The sequence below is a fragment of the Streptomyces sp. NPDC051136 genome, assembly GCF_044455745.1.
Taxonomy (GTDB): domain Bacteria; phylum Actinomycetota; class Actinomycetes; order Streptomycetales; family Streptomycetaceae; genus Streptomyces.
This window is the reverse complement of the sequence record NZ_JBITFE010000004.1, coordinates 602,498-621,282: the sequence shown is the minus strand read 5'-3', so window position 1 is coordinate 621,282 and position 18,785 is coordinate 602,498. Positions and strand designations below refer to the sequence as shown.

Annotated in this window: 17 protein-coding genes; 9 read left to right on the top strand and 8 right to left on the bottom strand. The window is 71.0% G+C overall.

All coding sequences use genetic code 11. The features are described from left to right. The first annotated feature begins 33 nt into the window (after positions 1 to 33). Together ACIBCJ_RS15275 and ACIBCJ_RS15270 are read left to right on the top strand one after the other, a co-directional pair. Positions 34 to 993, top strand: coding sequence for a LysR family transcriptional regulator (locus ACIBCJ_RS15275; RefSeq protein ID WP_362093117.1), 960 nt, complete (start codon positions 34 to 36; stop codon positions 991 to 993). 163 nt (positions 994 to 1,156) lie between these two features. Further along, positions 1,157 to 2,077 carry an intradiol ring-cleavage dioxygenase gene (locus tag ACIBCJ_RS15270; protein WP_399282542.1) on the top strand — a complete coding sequence of 307 codons (921 nt, stop codon included), beginning with the start codon at positions 1,157 to 1,159 and terminating at the stop codon, positions 2,075 to 2,077. 46 nt (positions 2,078 to 2,123) lie between these two features. On the opposite strand, the gene ACIBCJ_RS15265 is transcribed toward ACIBCJ_RS15270, so the two are convergent. From ACIBCJ_RS15265 to ACIBCJ_RS15255, 3 genes are all read right to left on the bottom strand, one after another. Beyond that, entirely contained in the window at positions 2,124 to 2,996 is an 873-nt protein-coding gene (locus ACIBCJ_RS15265; RefSeq protein WP_365978261.1) for a carbohydrate ABC transporter permease, read from the bottom strand. After that, positions 2,993 to 3,979 carry a sugar ABC transporter permease gene (locus tag ACIBCJ_RS15260; RefSeq protein ID WP_362093125.1) on the bottom strand — a complete coding sequence of 329 codons (987 nt, stop codon included), beginning with the start codon at positions 3,977 to 3,979 and terminating at the stop codon, positions 2,993 to 2,995. The genes ACIBCJ_RS15265 and ACIBCJ_RS15260 overlap by 4 nt, the downstream gene beginning before the upstream one ends. Before the next feature lie 121 nt (positions 3,980 to 4,100). After that, positions 4,101 to 5,423, bottom strand: a complete 1,323-nt coding sequence (locus tag ACIBCJ_RS15255; RefSeq protein ID WP_365978260.1) for an extracellular solute-binding protein — start codon at positions 5,421 to 5,423, stop codon at positions 4,101 to 4,103. A gap of 273 nt (positions 5,424 to 5,696) precedes the next feature. Here ACIBCJ_RS15255 and ACIBCJ_RS15250 point away from each other — a divergent pair, with 273 nt between their 5' ends. The 3 genes from ACIBCJ_RS15250 to ACIBCJ_RS15240 all read left to right on the top strand — a co-directional run bounded on the left by ACIBCJ_RS15250 (position 5,697) and on the right by ACIBCJ_RS15240 (position 10,561). Continuing rightward, on the top strand, positions 5,697 to 8,135 hold the full coding sequence (locus ACIBCJ_RS15250) for a glycosyl hydrolase 2 galactose-binding domain-containing protein (RefSeq protein WP_365978259.1): 2,439 nt from the start codon (positions 5,697 to 5,699) through the stop codon (positions 8,133 to 8,135). Further along, positions 8,132 to 9,160 carry a LacI family DNA-binding transcriptional regulator gene (locus tag ACIBCJ_RS15245; protein ID WP_362512822.1) on the top strand — a complete coding sequence of 343 codons (1,029 nt, stop codon included), beginning with the start codon at positions 8,132 to 8,134 and terminating at the stop codon, positions 9,158 to 9,160. Before ACIBCJ_RS15250 ends, ACIBCJ_RS15245 begins: the two co-directional genes overlap by 4 nt. A 252-nt stretch (positions 9,161 to 9,412) precedes the next feature. Beyond that, entirely contained in the window at positions 9,413 to 10,561 is a 1,149-nt protein-coding gene (locus tag ACIBCJ_RS15240) for a cellulase family glycosylhydrolase (RefSeq protein ID WP_365978258.1), read from the top strand. 64 nt (positions 10,562 to 10,625) lie between these two features. Here the strand turns inward: ACIBCJ_RS15240 and ACIBCJ_RS15235 are convergent, their stop codons facing one another. Beyond that, positions 10,626 to 10,871 (bottom strand): DUF397 domain-containing protein, encoded by a 246-nt coding sequence (locus tag ACIBCJ_RS15235; RefSeq protein WP_365978257.1) that lies wholly within the window; start codon positions 10,869 to 10,871, stop codon positions 10,626 to 10,628. After that, the gene (locus ACIBCJ_RS15230) at positions 10,868 to 11,737 is read right to left on the bottom strand and encodes a helix-turn-helix transcriptional regulator (RefSeq protein WP_365978256.1); all 870 of its coding nucleotides are present in this window, start codon (positions 11,735 to 11,737) and stop codon (positions 10,868 to 10,870) included. Before ACIBCJ_RS15230 ends, ACIBCJ_RS15235 begins: the two co-directional genes overlap by 4 nt. 162 nt (positions 11,738 to 11,899) lie before the next feature. On the opposite strand from ACIBCJ_RS15230, the gene ACIBCJ_RS15225 reads away from it, so the two are divergent. Beyond that, positions 11,900 to 12,328, top strand: a complete 429-nt coding sequence (locus ACIBCJ_RS15225) for an ATP-binding protein (protein WP_365978255.1) — start codon at positions 11,900 to 11,902, stop codon at positions 12,326 to 12,328. 48 nt (positions 12,329 to 12,376) lie between these two features. Next, positions 12,377 to 13,291, top strand: a complete 915-nt coding sequence (locus ACIBCJ_RS15220; RefSeq protein ID WP_365978254.1) for a HipA family kinase — start codon at positions 12,377 to 12,379, stop codon at positions 13,289 to 13,291. Positions 13,292 to 13,371: 80 nt separating this feature from the next. Here the strand turns inward: ACIBCJ_RS15220 and aceB are convergent, their stop codons facing one another. Together aceB and ACIBCJ_RS15210 are read right to left on the bottom strand one after the other, a co-directional pair. Then, complete coding sequence (gene aceB / locus ACIBCJ_RS15215) at positions 13,372 to 14,994, bottom strand: malate synthase A (RefSeq protein ID WP_362093150.1); 1,623 nt, start codon at positions 14,992 to 14,994, stop codon at positions 13,372 to 13,374. Between the two features lie 184 nt (positions 14,995 to 15,178). After that, on the bottom strand, positions 15,179 to 15,802 hold the full coding sequence (locus ACIBCJ_RS15210; RefSeq protein ID WP_365978253.1) for a nucleotidyltransferase family protein: 624 nt from the start codon (positions 15,800 to 15,802) through the stop codon (positions 15,179 to 15,181). Between the two features lie 145 nt (positions 15,803 to 15,947). Here ACIBCJ_RS15210 and ACIBCJ_RS15205 point away from each other — a divergent pair, with 145 nt between their 5' ends. Beyond that, complete coding sequence (locus ACIBCJ_RS15205) at positions 15,948 to 16,259, top strand: DUF5955 family protein (RefSeq protein ID WP_362093157.1); 312 nt, start codon at positions 15,948 to 15,950, stop codon at positions 16,257 to 16,259. A 66-nt stretch (positions 16,260 to 16,325) separates the two neighbouring features. Here ACIBCJ_RS15205 and allR read toward each other — a convergent pair whose 3' ends face one another. Next, on the bottom strand, positions 16,326 to 17,147 hold the full coding sequence (gene allR / locus ACIBCJ_RS15200) for an allantoin degradation transcriptional regulator AllR (protein ID WP_362093160.1): 822 nt from the start codon (positions 17,145 to 17,147) through the stop codon (positions 16,326 to 16,328). A gap of 256 nt (positions 17,148 to 17,403) precedes the next feature. Here allR and allB point away from each other — a divergent pair, with 256 nt between their 5' ends. Continuing rightward, entirely contained in the window at positions 17,404 to 18,741 is a 1,338-nt protein-coding gene (gene allB, locus ACIBCJ_RS15195; protein WP_133886150.1) for an allantoinase AllB, read from the top strand. Positions 18,742 to 18,785 lie beyond the last annotated feature (44 nt).

Here is an 18,785-nt window from a genome sequence, read left to right as displayed (position 1 = left end):
CGGGCCGTCCGCCACCCTGCCTATGCTGGTGAAATGCAGCTGGAGTTGAGGCATCTCGAAGCTGTCCGCGCGATAGCGGAAGCGGGCAGTCTGGGGCGGGCGGCGATGCGGCTCGGGGTGTCCCAGCCGGCCCTCTCCGCGCAGCTGCGCCGCATCGAGCAGGTCACGGGCGGCGAGCTGTTCGTCCGCAGCAGGATCGGTGTCGAACCCACCCCGCTGGGCGAGTTCGTACTGTCCGTGGCGTGCCGGGTGCTCGGCGAGATGGACGCCCTGACGGCCGGGACGCGCGCCACCGCACCGCATCCGGTGCTGCGGATCGGCTGCCTCCTGCTCGTCCTGGTGGACCGGCTGATCGAGCCGCTGGAGGAGGAGCTGCCCGGTCACGAGATCGACCTCACCACCGAGCACTCGGCGACCACGCTCACCCGCATGCTCGGTGCCGGGAAGTACGACGCGATCCTGTACGGAGAGGTCGGCGACCACGAAGTGCCGCTCCCCGACGGTGTGGCGGCCCGCACCCTCGTCCCGAAGGAACCTGCCTGCGTACGCATGTCGGCCGCCCACCCGCTGGCCGGGCGGCAGGAGATCGACCTGGCCGACCTGGCGGGTGAGACCTGGACGACGCTCACCGACGACGGTGACGGTGGCCCGGAGGCCATGACCGACGCCTGCCGCCGGGCCGGCTTCACGCCGACGCTGCGCTACCGGATCGCCGACCGCAGGATGCGCTGGGACCTGATCGCCGCCGGACGGGCCGTCTCCATGTGCCAGCCCACCTCGCCGCAGGTCGAGGGCACGGTCCTGCGCCCGCTCACCGGCGACCCGCTCACCGAGCGCATCCGGCTGGCCTGGAACCGGTCCGCGGTCACCGAGCAGCGCGCCCGCCTGCTGTACCGGGCGGCGGCCCGGGCCTACCTCGACAGCATCCCCGACGACACGTTCTACCGCGCCTGGTGGGACGCCCGGCCGGAGCTGCACCCGGTCACCGACTGATCCGGCCCTGGGGTCCGGGCCCGCCCGTCGTGATGCATACCGGGTTCACAGGCAGACCCACACGGAACTCACAGGCACCGTCCATACTGTCGTGCCCATGTCTAGATTCTCTCTCGAAGAGCCTGACAACGCCGTCGTCTCCCGCCTCGTGTCCCGCCGCCGCATGCTCGCCCTCGGCGGCGCGGCCGGCGCCGTCGTCGCCCTCGGTGGCGCGGGCACCGTGGCCGGCGCCGCCGACCGGACCGCCGGGGGGCCGGGCACCCTCGACGCGGTGAAGGCGGCCGCCACCGCGTCCGACGCCTGCATGGCGCTGACCACGGAGCAGATCGAGGGCCCCTACTACATCGACTACGAACTCTTCCGGAAGAACGTGGTCGAGGACCGCACCGGAATCCCGCTGCTCCTCGTGCTGCGCGCCGTGGACGGCGCGACCTGCGAGCCGCTGCGCAACTCGGCCGTCGAGATCTGGCACTGCGACGCCTCCGGCGTCTACTCCGGCTACACCCAGGTCGGCAACGGCGGGGGCGGCGGGACACCGCCCGGCCCGCCGCCGTCCGGTACGCCGACGGCGCCTCCCGACGGGCCGGGCGGTCCGGGCGGTGGGGGCGGTGGGGGCGGTCACGCGACCCCGACCGACGACCTCACCTGGCTGCGCGGCATCCAGATGACCGACCGGCAGGGCTTCGTCACCTTCCGGACCGTCTTCCCCGGCTGGTACACCGGCCGCGCCGTCCACATCCACACCAAGGTGCACACCGGCGGCTCCCGGGGCTCCGACGGCTACACCGGCGGCCGCACCTGCCACACCGGGCAGTTCTACTTCTCCGAGGACGCGGTGCGGGCCACGGCGGACGTCGCGCCCTACTCGGCGAACTCCGTCACGCGCGTCACCCTCGACCAGGACTCGATCTACCCGGGCACCGGGGCGGCGGGCGGACTGCTCGAACTCGTCTACGACCGGCGGCACATCGAGCGCGGCGTCATCGGCCACCTCACCATGGCGGTCGACCCCGACGCCGTGAACGACGGCGACGGCGCACCCGGCGGCCCCGCCCCGACGGCCTCCCCGTCACCCTCAGCCTGACGCGCGGATCGTCCGCCGGCCGGCGCCGGCCGGCGGGCCCGCGGCGCTACTTCGTGGCCCCCTGGGCGAACCCGTTGTAGATGTACCGCTGGAGGAACAGGAAGACCACGAGCGTCGGCACGATGACGAGCACGGCCCCGGCGGAGATGTTCTCCCAGTGCGCCCCGAAAGGCCCCTTGAACCGGAACAGGGCCGTCGACATGGTGCCGAGGTCCTCGGAGGGCATGTAGAGGAAGGGGATGTAGAAGTCGTTGTACGTGGTGATCCCCTTGATGATGACCACCGTCGCGATGGCCGGCTTCAGCAGCGGGAAAATGACCTTCCGGTAGATGGTGAAGGAGTTGGCGCCGTCGAGCCGCGCCGCCTCGTCGAGGGATTTGGGGATGCCGCGGATGAACTGAAGGAAGATGTAGATGGCCACGATGTCCGTGCCCATGTACAGCAGGACCGGCGCCCAGCGGGTGTTGAACAGACCGAAGCTGTTGACCACTTGGAAGGTGGCGACCTGCGTCGTCACGGCCGGTACCAGCGTGGCGACCAGGAACAGGGCCATCACCAGCTTCTTGAGGCGGAAGTCGAAGCGGTCGATGGCGTACGCCGTCATCGAGCCGATGATCACGGTGCCGGTGATGGAGAACAGCAGGATGAAGGCCGTGTTGCCGAAGGCCTTCAGCAGGTGGCCGTCGTGGAACGCCGTGGCGTAGTTGGAGAAGTTGAGCCAGTCGTCCGGCAGGGCCAGGGCGCCCCGGCCGTCGGAGACCTCCCCGTAGGACTTGAGCGAGGTCAGGAAAACCACGGCGAGCGGCAGCAGCACCACGACGGAGGCGACGACCAGCGACAGGTACGTCAGGGCGGTGCCGACGCGCGGACGGCGGCGGGCCCGCTCCTGCAGGCGGCGGGCGGGGGCGGTGAGGGTCATACGAGATCCACCTTCTCGTCGGGCACGAGGCGGCGCTGGATCCAGGTGATCACCAGGATCATCGCCAGCAGCACCACCGCACAGGCCGAGGCCAGGCCGGTCTTGTTGAACTGGAAGGCGAACTTCACCGTCTGGATGACGAACGTCGAGGTCTCCGTCGCACCGCCGGTCATGATGTACGGGATCTCGAAGACGGACAGCGAGCCGGAGACCGCCAGGATGACGCTCAGGCTCAGCACCGGCCGGATGCCCGGCGCGATGATGTGCCGGAACTGCTGCCACCGGCTCGCGCCGTCCAGCTGGGCGGCCTCGTACAGCTCGCCGGGTATCGACTGGATGGCGCCGAGGAACAGCACGAAGTTCAGGCCGGTGAAGCGCCACACGGACACCCCGGCCATGGAGGTGTTGGCCGACTCCGGACTGCCCAGCCAGGCGTGGTCGGTGCCGACGCCGAACCAGGACAGGACCGAGTCGAGCGTGCCGCCGTCCTGGAAGAAGTACAGGAAGACGAAGCCGATCGCCACGCCGTTGATCAGGTACGGGAAGAACAGGATGCCCTTGAAGAGGTTCCTGAAGCGCAGGTCGAAGCTGAGGACGGCCGCGAAGTACAGCGCGACGACGATCTGCACGACGGACGCGGCGAGGTAGTAGAAGCTCACCGCGAACACCCGCAGCAGCTCGGGACGGGTGAAGATCTCGGTGTAGTTCTCCGTGCCGACGAAGGAGCGGTCGGGGCTGACGCCGTCCCAGTCGGTGAAGCTGTAGTAGATCATGTTGCCCACCGGCACGTAGGTGAACGTGATCAGCAGGGCGAGCGGGGCCAGCAGGAACAGCCACGGGGTGAGGACGCGCAGCGACCGGTCGCGCCAGGAGGCGCCGGCCCGCGCCCGGTGGCGGGAGGGGAGCTTGCCGACCCGGTCAGGCGCGGCGGCCGGGGCGGGCGGTGACGCGGTGGAGACGGTTCGGGTTCGGGTTCGGGGCATCGCGGTGCCAGGGCCTTTCGTCGTCCGCTGAGGGCGCTGGGCGCCGGGTCCCGCTCACCGGGCGGCGAGGCGGCGACCCGGCGGGTGCGGGAGTCGGGCTTGCGTCCGGGCGGGCGCCGGCTCAGGAGCCGACGGTCTGCCGGGCCTCGGACCAGCGCTTGTTCAGGTCCTCGAAGTAGCCTTCGAGCGAACCGTCCGTGGCGCCCCGGGCGATGTCGATGAGCTTCTTGCGGTAGTCGGGCTTGTTGAGCCCGATCTCGGAGGCGTTGTCGATGGCGTTGACGTCGGCCGTCTTCGCCTCGGACCGCTCAATCATCTTGACATCGTTGTCAACATACTCCCGGAGGGTCGTCGGCATCCCCTCGGACTTGAGGGCGGAGACGGCACCCTCCTCGGCCGCGTAGCCGGACTTCTCCGTGAACCAGTCGATCCACGCCCGGGCGGCCTCCTTGTGGTCCGAGTGGACGTTGACGGCCTGCTGGTAGTCGGAGACCAGGGTGGCGCAGAACTTCCCGTCCTGCTGGGACGGGACCGGCATGAAGCCGATGTCGTCCGGGTTCCGCCCGGCCGTCTCGGCGGCGTCCCGCATCTGGTCGACCGCCCAGGAACCCAGCATCATGCTGCCCACCTCGCCCTTGGCCAGCAGGGTCTTGGAGCTCTCCCAGTTCGTGGTGGCCGGGTCCTTCTCCGACAGCTTCCCGTGCACGATGTCGTACAGCAGCGTGTCGAGGGTGCGCAGGTCGTTGCCCTCGGCCCAGGGCTCGTCCATCCCGGCCAGTTTGTCGGAGGCCTGGGTGTCGCAGCTGATCGAGCCGACACCGTTGGTCCAGGGGCTCTCCAGCGGCCAGCCGTCCTTGAAGTTGGTGTAGTACGGGGTGGCTCCGGTCTTCTCCTTCACCGCCTTGAGGTCGTCGAGGAACTGCCCGGTCGTGGTCGGCCAGTCGGTGATCCCGGCCTTCTTCCACACCGCCTTGTTGTAGACGAGGCCGTTGGCCGTGCCGAAGGTGGCGATGCCGTACGTCTTGCCGCCGACGTCGGTCTTGTCGGTGAAGCGGTACGTGGGCTTCATCGACGAGGTCTCGCCGAGCGGTGCGAAGAAGGTGGGGTAGTCGCCCTTGGCGACCGCCGACGGGATCAGCAGGACGTCGCCGTAGTCCTCCGTGTTCATGCGGATCTTCACCTCCCCCTCGTAGTCCGTGAGGCCCTCGAACTCGACCTTCACCTCGGGGTAGGTCTTGTTGAACTCGGCGGCGTACTTCTTCATCGTCCCGTCCTCGACCAGGTCGGTGCGATTGGTCAGCACGGTGATGTCCCCCGAGACGCCGTCCGGGTTGACCGGCGCGGCGGCGGTCTCGCCGGCGTTCGGGCTGCCTCCTCCGCCGCACCCCGCGACGGTCAGCGTCGCGGTGGCGAGCAGAGCGACGCCCAGCGTCCTCTTCCCCATGTGCCCAGCTCCTTTCCAAGGATCACGGCTCGGGCTCCGGTGGTGGTGTCGGCGACTATGTCAGCCACTCGTTAACCGGTAAAGCTTGTCTTTCGCTCGCGATACCCAATCGTTACCTCGGGCCGGGACGTGATCCGCTCCATCGGCGGTTTTCGCGCCCCCCGCGAAGATCGTCCGTCGCGAAGTGCGGGCTAGACCGGTTCACTTCTGTGGGGTTAGGTTGAGTCGCGTTGCCCCACGACAACGGGCCCCGTCCCGCCGAAGGAGCCGTCCATGAAGGAAGTCGTCCCGCTCGCCGAGGGCTGGAGCCTGAGCCACGACGAGAACCTGCTGCCCGCCCGGGTCCCCGGCTGCGTCCACACCGATCTGCTCGCGGCCGGCCTGATCCCGGACCCCTTCCTCGGCGTCAACGAACCCGACGTGGCCTGGGTCGGACGCAGGGCTTGGACCTACGTCCGCGATCTGCCCGCCGCCGACACCGCCGAGGAGCGGTACGAGCGGACCGACCTGGTCTTCGACGGCCTGGACACCGCCGCGACCCTCACCCTGGGCGGCCGGGAGCTGGGCCGCACCCGGAACATGCACCGGCGTCACCGCTTCGACGTCACCGGTCGGCACGGGCCGCTGGAGGTGCGCTTCGCCTCCGCCTACGACGAAGCGGCCTCGGTACGGGCGCTGACGGGGGAGCGTCCCAACGTCTACCCGGAGCCGTTCCAGTACATCCGCAAGATGGCGTGCGGCTTCGGTTGGGACTGGGGCCCGACCCTGGTGACCGCGGGGATCTGGCGTCCGGCCCGGCTGGAGCGCTGGTCGACGGCCCGGATCGCGGACGTCCGCCCGCTGGTGACCGTCGACGGCGGCACGGGGCGCGTCGAGGTGCACGTCGAGGTCGAGCGGACCGCGCGGGGGACGGCCCGCCCGCTCGCCGTACGCGCCACCGGCGGGGACGGCGTCGCCGAGGCGCGCGGCACGGTGGAGGGCACGCGCGCCGTGCTGACGCTGGAGGTGCCGGACGCCTCCCTGTGGTGGCCCCGCGGCTACGGCGACCAGCCCCTGTACGACCTGGAAATCGCCCTCGTCGAAGCCACCGGCGACGACCGGCCGCTGGACTCCTGGCACCGGCGCATCGGCTTCCGGACCGTGGAGGTGGACCGCTCGGCGGACCGGCACGGCACCGGATTCACCCTGGTCGTCAACGGCGAACGGATCTTCGCGCGCGGGGTCAACTGGATCCCGGACGACGTGTTCCCGTCCCGGATCACCCCGGAGCGCTACCGCACCCGGCTGCGCCAGACGGCCGACGCCGGAGTGGACCTGGTGCGGATCTGGGGCGGCGGCATCTACGAGGACGACGCCTTCTACGACGCCTGCGACGAGCTGGGCCTCATGGTCTGGCAGGACTTCCTCTTCGCCTGCGCCGCCTACCCGGAGGAGCAGCCGCTGCGCGGCGAGGTGGAGGCCGAGGCCCGCGACAACGTTGTCCGGCTCATGCCGCACCCCTCACTCGTGCTCTGGAACGGCAACAACGAGAACCTCTGGGGCTTTCGCGACTGGGACTGGGAGCCCGAGCTGCGCGGCGACTCCTGGGGCGGCGGCTACTACCTGGACCTGCTCCCGCGGATCGTCGCCGAACTCGACCCCACCCGCCCCTACACCGCCGGCAGCCCCTGGTCCGGCTCCTGGGACCACCACCCCAACGACCCGGCCCACGGCACCCACCACTCCTGGGAGGTCTGGAACCGCCGCGACTACACCGAGTACCGCGACTCGGTGCCCCGCTTCGTGTCGGAGTTCGGCTGGCAGGCCCCGCCCGCGCTGGCGACCCTGCGGCGCGCACTGCCCGGCGAACGGCTCGCGCCCGACTCGCCCGGCATGCTGCACCACCAGAAGGCCGAGGACGGCAACGGCAAGCTGAATCGGGGCGTGGAGCGCCACTTCGTGCTGCCCGAGGACGACTTCGACCGCTGGCACTACCTCACCCAGGTCGTGCAGGCCCGCGCGATCGCCACCGGGATCGAGCACTGGCGCTCCCACTGGCCCGTGTGCGCCGGGACGATCGTCTGGCAGATCAACGACTGCTGGCCGGTCAGCTCCTGGGCGGCCATCGACGGCGACGGCCGGCTCAAGCCCCTCTACCACGAGCTGCGCCGGGTCTACGCGGACCGGCTGCTCACCCTCCAGCCGGGCGACGGCGACGACGCCCTGCCCGTACTCGCTCTCGTCAACCAGTCCGCCGAGCCCTGGCAGGCCCGGGTGACCCTGCGGCGGCTGCGGACGGACGGCACCGAGGCGGCTGAGCAGGTGATCGACGCGACCGTCGCCGCCCGCTCGGTGCACCGGCGGACCGTGCCGCCCGACCTGGCTCCCGGGCCTGCGTCCGCCAAGGAATTCCTGGTGGCCGACGAAGACGGCCTGCGCGCCGTGCACTTCGCCGTCACGGACCGGGAGTTCGCCTATCCGGCCCCGCACTACGACGTGGCCGTCGAGTCCCCGGTGGGTGCGGGGACCGGTAGTGTCGAAGTCGTGGTAACCGCACACACCCTCGTACGTGACCTCCTTCTGCAAGCCGACCGGCTCGGACCGGACGCGGTCTGCGACACCGGACTGCGCACCCTGCTCCCCGGCGAACAGCTCCGCCTGCGGGTCGCGGGCGCCGCGGAGACCGGGGCCAACGCCGTACGAGCGGCCCTGTTCTGTGTGGAACCGGCGTGAGCACACCGTCCGTCCGCGTCACCATCAAGGACGTCGCCGCGGCCGCCGGCGTCTCCAAGGGCGCCGTCTCCCTGGCCTTCAACGGCAAACCCGGGGTCTCCGACGCCACCCGGGAGCGGATCTTCGCGGCGGCCCGGCAGCTGGGCTGGGCCCCGAACTCCTCGGCCCGCAGCCTCTCGCGCCAGTCCGTGGACACCGTGGGGCTGGCCATCTGCCGGCCGGCCCGGCTGCTGGGCCTGGAGCCGTTCTACATGGAGTTCGTCTCCGGCATCGAGAGCGTGCTGGCCGAGCGGGACTGCTCCCTGCTGCTGCGCCTGGTCGGCTCGCTGGAGGAGGAGATCGGACTCCAGGAACGCTGGTGGCGGGAGCGGCAGGTGGGCGGCTCCATCCTGGTCGACTTCCATCAGGAGGACCCGCGGATCGGCCCGCTCGGGCGCATCGGCCTGCCCGCCGTGGCGGTCGGCCACCCGTCCCTCACCGGCGGTTTCCCGTCGGTGTGGACCGACGACGCCGCAGCCGTCGCCGAGGCGGTGCGCTACCTGGCGGTGCTGGGACACCGGCGCATCGCGCACGTGGGCGGCCCCCGGGGGCTCGGGCACAGCGCCATCCGGACGACGGCGTTCGAGCGGACCCTGAGCGAACTCGGCCTGGAGCGCGGCCCGCACGTGGAGACGGGCTTCTCGGGTGAGGACGGCGCCCGCGCCACCCGCTCCCTGCTGCTCTCTGCCGAGCGCCCCACGGCGATCCTCTACGACAACGACATCATGGCGGTCGCCGGCCTCGGCGTCGCCGCCGAGATGGGCGTCTCCGTGCCGGACGACCTGTCCCTGCTGGCCTGGGACGACTCCCAGCTGTGCCGGCTCACCCATCCGACGCTGTCCGCGATGAGCCACGACGTGCACGGCTTCGGGGCGCAGGTCGCGCGGGTGCTGTTCGAGGTGCTGGCGGGCAACGACGTGCCGTCCCGGCCGGTGGCGACACCGTCCCTGGTGCCGAGGGCGTCGACGGCGTCGCCCCGCGCGTAGCGGCGGCGGAACGACCACCGGGAGGGGGCCGCGACATCGTGTCGCGCCCCCTCTTTCTGCTAAACCGCTAAACCCGCTGACCAGGCCGTGAACCCCGTCAATATGGGCTCTTTACCTGCGTCAACAGCCTCTGCGCGACGGATTGACAGGCATGTCAGGTGTCCCTACGGTCCCTATCGGTTAACCGGTAAACGTCCATCCGGCACACGGGGACAACGTTGTCAGGTGCATGCTCGCCATCGAAGGAGACACATGCGTAAGCCACGAAGCACGCTGATCACGACCGCGGGGATGGCGTTCGCCGCCGTTCTGGGTCTGCTGCTCGCACTCACCGGTCCTTCCGCCGGAAGGGCGGAGGCCGCGGCCGGTGGCATCCACGTCGGCAACGGGCGCGTCGTCGAGGGCAACGGCAGCGCATTCGTCATGCGCGGGGTCAACCACGCCTACACCTGGTATCCCGACCGCACCAGCTCCATCGCCGACATCGCGGCCAAGGGCGCCAACACGGTCCGCGTCGTGATCAGCAGCGGCGGCCGCTGGACGAGGACGAGCGCCGCCCAGGTCTCCACGCTCATCGGCCAGTGCAAGGCCAACAAGGTCATCTGCGTCCTGGAGGTGCACGACACCACCGGCTACGGCGAGGACGGCGCCGCGACCAGCCTGGACCAGGCGGCCGACTACTGGGTCAGTGTGAAGAGCGCGCTGGCGGGCCAGGAGGACTACGTCGTCGTCAACATCGGCAACGAGCCCTTCGGCAACACCAACTACACCGCGTGGACCGCCGCGACCAAGGCCGCCATCGGCAAGCTCCGCGGCGCCGGCCTCCACCACGCCCTGATGGTCGACGCGCCCAACTGGGGCCAGGACTGGTCCGGCACGATGCGCTCCAACGCGGCCTCGGTCTTCGCCTCCGACCCCGACCGCAACACCGTCTTCTCCATCCACATGTACGGGGTCTACGACACCGCCGCCGAGGTGCGGGACTACCTCAACGCCTTCGTCGGAGGCGGACTGCCCATCGTCGTCGGTGAGTTCGGTAACCAGCACAGCGACGGCAACCCCGACGAGGACGCCATCATGGCGACGGCCCAGTCCCTCGGCGTCGGCTACCTCGGCTGGTCCTGGAGCGGCAACGGCGGCGGGGTCGAGTACCTCGACATGGTCAACGGCTTCGATCCCAACTCGCTGACGAGCTGGGGCAACCGCATCTTCTACGGCAGCAACGGCATCGCCGCGACGTCCAGGAGGGCGACGGTCTACGGCGGCGGTGGCACCGGAGGCACCGCGCCCAACGGCTACCCGTACTGCGTGAACGGCGGTGCGTCTGACCCGGACGGTGACGGATGGGGGTGGGAGAACAGCCGGTCCTGTGTCGTCCGGGGCAGCGCGGCGGACCACTGACCGGGCCGACGACGACGCCCCGCCCAGGAGTTCCCGGGCGGGGCGTTTCCGGCGGGCGGCGGGGTCAGCGGCCGGTCGTGTACGTGAGGAAGCGGGTCCAGGCCTCCGGGGAGACGGCGAGCTGGTCCCCCTGCCGCACCTTCGAGTCACGGACGTGCACGGTCCGGGGGCAGGACGCCACCTCGACGCAGTCGCCCTCACTGCCGCTGCTGTAGCTGGACTTGTGCCACGCCATCGCCACTTCGACGCAGTCGTCACCTTGGGAGCCGCTGTAACTGCTCTTGAACCAGGCCAGGTCGGACGTGTTCATAGCGCTCCTCGCATTCGCTTCAACAGGCCCACGGAGTCCTCGGGGGTCAGGGCCTGTGAACGCATCTTGGCATAGCGCTGGTGGAGCACGCTGATCTCCTTACGATCGGTGATCAGCCGCCCGTTCTTCTGTCCCTCCGAGTAACCAAACCACTGGTTGTCCGGCGTCTCCGCCAACTGCATAGGGCCGTCCAACCCCGCATGCACCGGCTGCCGGAGCGGCATCAGCTGAAACTCCACGTTCCAGTGCCGCTCGACCAAGCCCAGCAGGTGGTCGTACAGCTCGCGCGTCACCTCGTCGCCACCGGTGCCGCGTTCCAGGACCGCCTGTTCCACGATGAAGCTGAACGCCGTGGGAGGAGTCCGGCTCGTCGCGAGGAGTTCGTGCCGGGCCATGCGGGCCGTGATCCGGTCGTTCATCTCCTTCTCGGCGGGCAGCGGCGGCACGCTGAACGACACCGCCCGCGCATACCCCTCCGTCTGCAACAGCCCCGGCACCACCCGGCATTCATACGTGTACAGACTCACCGCCTCCGCCTCGAACCGCGCCCACTGCCGGAACCAGCTCGCCAATCCCGGTTGCCGCGACAGATGCCGTGCCGCACCGCGCAACGCGCCGAACGCGTCGAGGACTTCCTCCGCGCGCTCCACGAAGTCCAGCGGCGGGAAGCGCCGCCCCTGCTCGATCGAGGCCACCGTCGGCACCGAGTACCGCACCTGCGGAGCGAACTCCTCCTGAGTCAGGCCCGCCCGCTTGCGGAACGCCTTGACGACCTCGCCGAAGGTCCTGAGACTGTCCGACCGCTCCGGTTCACCGCCCCCGCACAGCGCTTCCGCGCCGCCCGCGCCACCCGTACCGTCCGACATCCAGGACACCTCCCGCCACGTACACCCACTGGGCCAACCCGGCCAACGGGCCCATGGTCACGGATGGTTACCCCTACCGTCCACACTCCGTACCCGTACGCTGACCCTGCGTACCAGTGGCCGACCTGGTGATGGGCCGTCGCCGCAGGTGGGATGGGCGGCATGAGACCAGCCCCCACACCCCGACCCCCGGTCACCGCGCGTGTGTTCGTGCAGCGGTTCAGCTCCACCCCGCGCGGCGCGCGACTGGCCCGGCATCTCGCCCTGCACCGGCTCGACACCTGGGGCGTCCCGTACGGCTCGGCGCTCTCCGACACGGCCGCGCTGCTCGTCGCGGAGCTGGCGGCGAACGCCGTGACGCACGGGCGGGTGCCGGGCCGGGACATCGAGGTGCTGCTGCGGCTCGACGCGTACACACTGCGGATCGACGTGTCGGACAGCCGGGGAGAGCGCCGCCCGGAGGTCACGACGGTGCCGGAAGGCGAGCACGGGCGCGGGCTGCTGCTCGTGGACGCGCTGGCGGACCGGTGGGGCGTGCTGGACCGCGTACCCGTCGGCAAGACGGTCCGCGCGGAGCTGGACCTCAGGTGACGGTCGGCGCCGCACGCGTCGGACGCGTCCGCTCCATATGCTCGTCCCATGCTCACCGAAGTCACCGCCACCCGCTACATCGAGCCGCTGCGTTCCGGTGGCTCCGTGCCCGCCGTCGTCGAGGCCGACGACCTCGGCACCTACGTCCTGAAGTTCACCGGCTCCGCGCAGGGCCGCAAGGCGCTGGTCGCCGAGGTGATCGTGGGGGAGCTGGCGCGGGAGCTGGGGCTGCGGGTGCCGGAGCTGGTGCTGGCGCACTTCGACCCGGCGATCGCGGAGGCCGAACCGCACCAGGAGGTGCGGGACCTGCTGCACGCCAGCGCGGGGCTCAACCTGGGCATGGACTACCTCTCGGGCGGCGCCGACTTCACACCCGAGCTGGCCGAGGTGTTCCCGGTGGACGCGCGGGAGGCCGGGCGGGTCGTCTGGCTGGACGCCCTCACCGTCAACGTCGACCGGACGGTGCACAGCTCCAACCTCATGGTCTGGCCCACCCTCGGCACCGTGCCGCCGCGCCTGTGGCTGATCGACCACGGCGCGGCCCTCGTCTTCCACCACCGTTGGGGCGCCTCCCCGCCCGAGAAGGCGTACGACTTCCGCCACCACGCCCTCGGTCACTACGCGCCCGACCTCCCGGCCGCCGACGCCGAGCTGGCGCCCAAGGTGACGGAGGAACTGCTGCGCGAGGTGGTGGGCCGGGCGCCGGAGGCCTGGCTGACCTGTGAGGGCGACCTCGACACGCCGGAGAAGGTGCGCGCCGCCTACGTCAGTTACCTGCACGCGCGCGTGCGGGCCTCACGGCAGTGGCTGCCCACCGGCTTCCCGAGCCGCGAGGAACTCGCCGCCGAGAACGCCGCCCGCGCGGCGCGTACGCAGCGGGGCCGACCGGACTGGCTGAAGCGGGTCCCCGACCTGCACGGCAAGCCGCCCGCCGAGCAGGACTGGTCCGTGCACCTGGGCTGACCCGCCCGGCTTGGCGCACGACCGCGCCCCCGGTGCCGTGCTGCGGCACCGGGGGCGCGGTCGTCGAACGCGGGACGGCGTCAGCCCTTCAGCTGCTCGTACGCCGGCAGGGTCAGGAAGTCGGCGTAGTCCTGGTCGAGCGACACCGTGAGCAGCAGGTCGTGCGCCTGCTGCCAGTTGCCGGCCGCGAAGGCCTCGTCGCCGATCTCGGCACGGATGTTGGCCAGTTCCTCGGCGGCGACCTTGCGGGCCAGCTCCGCGGTGACCTGCTCGCCGTTGTCGAGGACCACCTCCGCGTTGATCCACTGCCAGATCTGCGAGCGGGAGATCTCGGCGGTGGCCGCGTCCTCCATCAGGTTGAAGATGGCGACCGCGCCGAGGCCGCGCAGCCACGCCTCGATGTAGCGGATGCCGACCTGCACGGCGTTGACCAGACCCGCGTACGTGGGCTTGGCGTCCAGGGAGTCGATCGCGATCAGGTCGGCGGCCTTGACGTCGACGTCCTCGCGCAGGCGGTCCTTCTGGTTCGGCTTGTCGCCGAGGACCTTGTCGAAGGACTCCATGGCGATCGGCACCAGGTCCGGGTGGGCGACCCAGGAACCGTCGAAGCCGTCGCCCGCCTCGCGGTCCTTGTCGGCGCGGACCTTCTCGAAGGCGACCTTGTTGACCTCGGCGTCCCGGCGCGAGGGGATGAAGGCCGCCATGCCGCCGATCGCATGGGCGCCCCGCTTGTGGCAGGTGCGGACGAGGAGTTCGGTGTACGCCCGCATGAACGGGGCGGTCATCGTCACGGCGTTGCGGTCCGGCAGGACGAACTTGGCGCCGCCGTCACGGAAGTTCTTGACGATGGAGAACAGGTAGTCCCAGCGGCCCGCGTTCAGCCCGGCGGCGTGGTCGCGCAGTTCGTAGAGGATCTCCTCCATCTCGTACGCGGCCGTGATCGTCTCGATCAGGACGGTGGCGCGGACCGTGCCCTGCGGGATGCCGACGTAGTCCTGCGCGAAGACGAACACCTCGTTCCAGAGCCGGGCCTCCAGGTGGGACTCCGTCTTCGGCAGGTAGAAGTACGGGCCCTTGCCGAGGTCGATGAGGCGCTGGGCGTTGTGGAAGAAGTACAGGCCGAAGTCGACCAGGGCGCCGGGGACCGGGCGGCCGTCGACCTGGAGGTGGCGCTCGTCGAGGTGCCAGCCGCGCGGGCGCATGACGACCGTCGCCAGCTCGGCGTCCGGACGCAGGGCGTAGGACTTGCCGGTGCGCTCGTCGGTGAAGTCGATGGTGCGGGTGTAGGCCGAGGTCAGGTTCAGCTGACCGAGGACCACGTTCTCCCAGGTCGGAGCGGAGGCGTCCTCGAAGTCCGCGAGCCAGACCTTGGCGCCCGAGTTGAGGGCGTTGATGGTCATCTTGCGGTCGGTGGGGCCGGTGATCTCGACGCGGCGGTCGTTCAGCGCGGCCGGAGCGGGGGCCACCTTCCAGGAGTCGTCCGCGCGGACGGCGGCGGTCTCCGGGAGGAAGTCGAGCGTGGAGGTGCGGGCGATCTCGGCGCGGCGCTCGGCACGGCGGGCGAGGAGCTCGTCACGCCGGGGCGTGAACCGCCGGTGCAGCTCGGCCACGAAGGCGAGCGCCGCATCGGTGAGGACCTCCTCCTGCCGGGGCAGGGGCTCGGCGTCGACGATGGCCAGCGTGGACGGCGCTGGTGCGGACATGAGCTGTCACTTCCTTCAGCGGTGGCACCGGGTGCCAGAGGGTGCGTATGGGGCATTACGTACTCGCCGTGCAGCGGAGTGCTTCTGGTCAGTGGATAGTAGTTTCCTCATCGTGGAACTTCAATGGTTTGTTGATGTCGAGATTCTCCGAGTCGAGGAAAGGTGGCGCTCGGTGCCATCTCCCTCACTCAAGGTGGACCAGGTCCGCCTCGGTGTCGATGTCGTACGGCCGTGCCACGTCCCCGCACTCGACCAGGGCGATCTCCGCCTCGTGTTCCCCGAGATAGGCGCGGGCACCCCGGTCGCCGGTGGCGGTCGCCGCGATCCCCGCCCAGTGCGCGGCGCCGAGCAGAACCGGATGCCCGCGCCTGCCCGCGTACGCCGCCGAGACCAGCGAGGTCTCGTCCCGGTATCCGGCACGCACCCGGGCCATCGCTTCGGCGCCGATGCCGGGCTGGTCGACCAGGGAGACGAGCGCCGCCCGCGCCCCGGTCCCGGCCAGCGAGCCGAGACCCGCCCGCAGGGACGAACCCATGCCCTGCTCCCAGCCGGGGTTGTCCACCAGGACGCAGCCGTCGAGGGCCGCCCGCGCGCGTACGTCCCCGGCGCGCGCCCCCAGGACGACGTGGACGCGGGCACATCCGGCCGCGCGCAGCACACCGACCGCGTGTTCGACGAGCAGGTGTCCACGGTGTTCGAGCAGCGCCTTGGGGCGGCCGCCGAGCCGCCGGCCGCCGCCGGCCGCCAGCAGCAGTCCCGCCACCCGGCCGCCCACCTGGTCTTCCGGCTGGGTCTCGTTGTCGGTCATGCGTCCTGCATACCTGACGGCACGCCAAACGCCCCGGCGTGCGCCGGGTTTGCGGAGGCTGAATTTCGGTCCGCGTGGTGGCGCGCCCGGCGCGGGGTGGCGTTTACTGGCCCGCGCACACCGGGGTGCGAGGGGGAGGGCTGCGTTGCGGAGCTTGGGGCAGAGGCACGTGACCGTCGGCGACGAGGACGTGAGGGTGGTGGCGCTGCGCGCCGCGGTGTCCCGGTTGCGCCGCCAACTGGCCGCGCTGCCCGCGGACTTCCCGGACCGGGGGATCGCGGAGGACGAACTGGCCGACCTCGCCGCCATGGCGGGCCACGGCGTCCCGGAGGCGCCTCGGCTGCGCCGCTCCCTGCTGCTGATAGCCGGGGCGATCGGCTCCGTCAGCGCTCTCGCCCCGGGGCTGACGGAGGTCCGTCACGCGGTGGACCTGTTCGGGGACCCGCCGCGCCGCTGATCCCCGTGCGGGAGCGCGTCGGGACCCGGTGCCGGGGCGGGCCGGCACCGGTGCGGCGGGCGGGCCTCAGGCGGCCGGGGTGCCGTTCGCGCCGTTGGTGCCGTTGGAGGTCAGCAGGGCCTCGGACAGCTCCGCCGCCACCTGCTGGAGCAGGGGCACGATCCGGTCGGTCGCGGCCTCGGTGACCCGGCCCGCGGGGCCGGAGATCGAGATGGCCGCGGCGGTGGGGGAGTCCGGCACGGAGACGGCCAGGCACCGGACGCCGATCTCCTGCTCGTTGTCGTCGATCGCGTAGCCCTGACGCCGCACGTCCTCCAGCGCCGCGATGAAGCCGTCCGGGGTGGTGATCGTCTTGTCGGTGGCGGCGGGCATGCCGGTGCGGCCCAGCAGGGCCCGCACCTCGTCCGCCGGGAAGTCCGCGAGCAGCGCCTTGCCGACACCCGTGGAGTGCGGCAGCACGCGCCGGCCGACCTCGGTGAACATGCGCATCGAGTGCTTCGACGGCACCTGGGCGACGTACACGATCTCGTCGCCGTCGAGCAGCGCCATGTTCGCCGTCTCGCCGGTCTCCTCGACCAGGCGGGCCAGGTGCGGGCGCGCCCACGTGCCGAGCAGGCGTCCCGCGGACTCGCCGAGGCGGATCAGGCGGGGGCCGAGCGCGTACCGGCGGTTGGGCTGCTGGCGGACGTATCCGCAGGCCACGAGGGTGCGCATCAGGCGGTGGATGGTCGGCAGCGGCAGCCCGCTGCTCGCCGAGAGCTCGCTCAGGCCGACCTCGCCCCCCGCGTCCGCCATCCGTTCGAGCAGGTCGAAGGCGCGCTCCAGGGACTGGACGCCACCGGTGGCGGACCTGGCGGAGTCGGTGGTGCTGGCGCTGGACGTCGGCACGGCACGTTCCTTTCGGGGCTGGCGGGAGGAAAGAAGCGTACCCGGCGGCCGGTTGACTACCGGCTTGTACGTAGCTACGTTCTGCTTGCTGGAATTCTAATTCCGCTTTGTGGAAACGTCCAGAGCGGTGTCATTGGGCATGCCATCACAAAGGGTGCCTCTTGACGGCCTCGGAGTGGGAGTGAAGACTCCTTCAACAGAACGTTGAAATTCGACGGGCAGAGGCAGACACGCACAGGTAGAGAAGGGGATCCGGGTGTCCGAAGCTGAACTGGTGCTGCGCTCGACGCGCGTCATCACTCCCGAGGGGACGCGCGCCGCGTCGATCGCGGTCACCGGGGAGAAGATCACGGCCGTGCTGCCGTACGACGCCCCCGTCCCGGCGGGCGCCCGGCTCGAGGACGTCGGCGACCACGTCGTCCTGCCCGGCCTCGTCGACACCCACGTACACGTGAACGACCCCGGCCGCACCGAGTGGGAGGGCTTCTGGACCGCCACCCGCGCCGCGGCGGCCGGCGGCATCACGACCCTCGTCGACATGCCGCTCAACTCCATCCCGCCGACCACCACGGTCGACAACCTGCGCACCAAGCGCGAGGTCGCCGCCGACAAGGCGCACATCGACGTCGGCTTCTGGGGCGGCGCCCTGCCCGACAACGTCAAGGACCTGCGCCCGCTGCACGAGGCCGGGGTCTTCGGCTTCAAGGCCTTCCTGTCGCCGTCCGGCGTCGACGAGTTCCCGCACCTCGACCAGGAGCAGCTCGCCCGGTCGCTGGCGGAGATCGCCGCCTTCGACGGCCTGCTGATCGTGCACGCCGAGGACCCGCACCACCTGGCCGCGGCCCCGCAGCAGGGCGGCCCCAAGTACACCCACTTCCTCGCCAGCCGCCCGCGCGACGCCGAGGACACCGCCATCGCGACCCTCCTGGCGCAGGCCAAGCGGTTCAACGCGCGCGTGCACGTGCTCCACCTGTCCTCCAGCGACGCCCTGCCGCTGATCGCCGAGGCCCGCGCCGACGGCGTACAGGTGACGGTGGAGACCTGCCCGCACTACCTCACGCTCACCGCGGAAGAGGTGCCGGACGGGGCCAGCGAGTTCAAGTGCTGCCCGCCGATCCGCGAGGCCGCCAACCAGGACCTGCTCTGGCAGGCGCTGGCGGACGGCACGATCGACTGCGTCGTCACCGACCACTCGCCCTCCACCGCCGACCTCAAGACCGACGACTTCGCCACCGCCTGGGGCGGCATCGCCGGCCTCCAGCTCAGCCTGCCGGCCATGTGGACCTCGGCCCGCGAGCGCGGTTACGGCCTGGAGGACATCGTGCGCTGGATGTCGGCGCGCACGGCCGGCCTGGTGGGGCTCGACTCCCGCAAGGGCGCCATCGCGGCGGGCCACGACGCGGACTTCGCCGTCCTCGCCCCCGACGAGACCTTCACCGTCGACCCGGCCGCCCTCCAGCACCGCAACCGCGTCACCGCGTACGCGGGCAAGACCCTGTACGGCGTCGTGAAGTCCACCTGGCTGCGCGGCACGCGCATCGTGGCGGACGGCGCGTTCACCGACCCGAAGGGACAGCTCCTCGACCGGGCCTGACGGCTCGGCCCCCCTGAACCAGTCCCTCCCCGAACAGCCCCGAA

Excerpts from the sequence above, each read along its gene's own strand:
- ACIBCJ_RS15275 (WP_362093117.1), top strand. The coding sequence starts at position 34 with ATGCAGCTGGAGTTGAGGCATCTCGAAGCTGTCCGCGCGATAGCGGAA.
- ACIBCJ_RS15270 (WP_399282542.1), top strand. The coding sequence starts at position 1,157 with ATGCTCGCCCTCGGCGGCGCGGCCGGCGCCGTCGTCGCCCTCGGTGGC.
- ACIBCJ_RS15265 (WP_365978261.1), bottom strand. The coding sequence starts at position 2,996 with ATGACCCTCACCGCCCCCGCCCGCCGCCTGCAGGAGCGGGCCCGCCGC.
- ACIBCJ_RS15260 (WP_362093125.1), bottom strand. The coding sequence starts at position 3,979 with ATGCCCCGAACCCGAACCCGAACCGTCTCCACCGCGTCACCGCCCGCC.
- ACIBCJ_RS15255 (WP_365978260.1), bottom strand. The coding sequence starts at position 5,423 with ATGGGGAAGAGGACGCTGGGCGTCGCTCTGCTCGCCACCGCGACGCTG.
- ACIBCJ_RS15250 (WP_365978259.1), top strand. The coding sequence starts at position 5,697 with ATGAAGGAAGTCGTCCCGCTCGCCGAGGGCTGGAGCCTGAGCCACGAC.
- ACIBCJ_RS15240 (WP_365978258.1), top strand. The coding sequence starts at position 9,413 with ATGCGTAAGCCACGAAGCACGCTGATCACGACCGCGGGGATGGCGTTC.
- ACIBCJ_RS15235 (WP_365978257.1), bottom strand. The coding sequence starts at position 10,871 with ATGAACACGTCCGACCTGGCCTGGTTCAAGAGCAGTTACAGCGGCTCC.
- ACIBCJ_RS15230 (WP_365978256.1), bottom strand. The coding sequence starts at position 11,737 with ATGTCGGACGGTACGGGTGGCGCGGGCGGCGCGGAAGCGCTGTGCGGG.
- ACIBCJ_RS15225 (WP_365978255.1), top strand. The coding sequence starts at position 11,900 with ATGAGACCAGCCCCCACACCCCGACCCCCGGTCACCGCGCGTGTGTTC.
- ACIBCJ_RS15220 (WP_365978254.1), top strand. The coding sequence starts at position 12,377 with ATGCTCACCGAAGTCACCGCCACCCGCTACATCGAGCCGCTGCGTTCC.
- aceB (WP_362093150.1), bottom strand. The coding sequence starts at position 14,994 with ATGTCCGCACCAGCGCCGTCCACGCTGGCCATCGTCGACGCCGAGCCC.
- ACIBCJ_RS15210 (WP_365978253.1), bottom strand. The coding sequence starts at position 15,802 with ATGACCGACAACGAGACCCAGCCGGAAGACCAGGTGGGCGGCCGGGTG.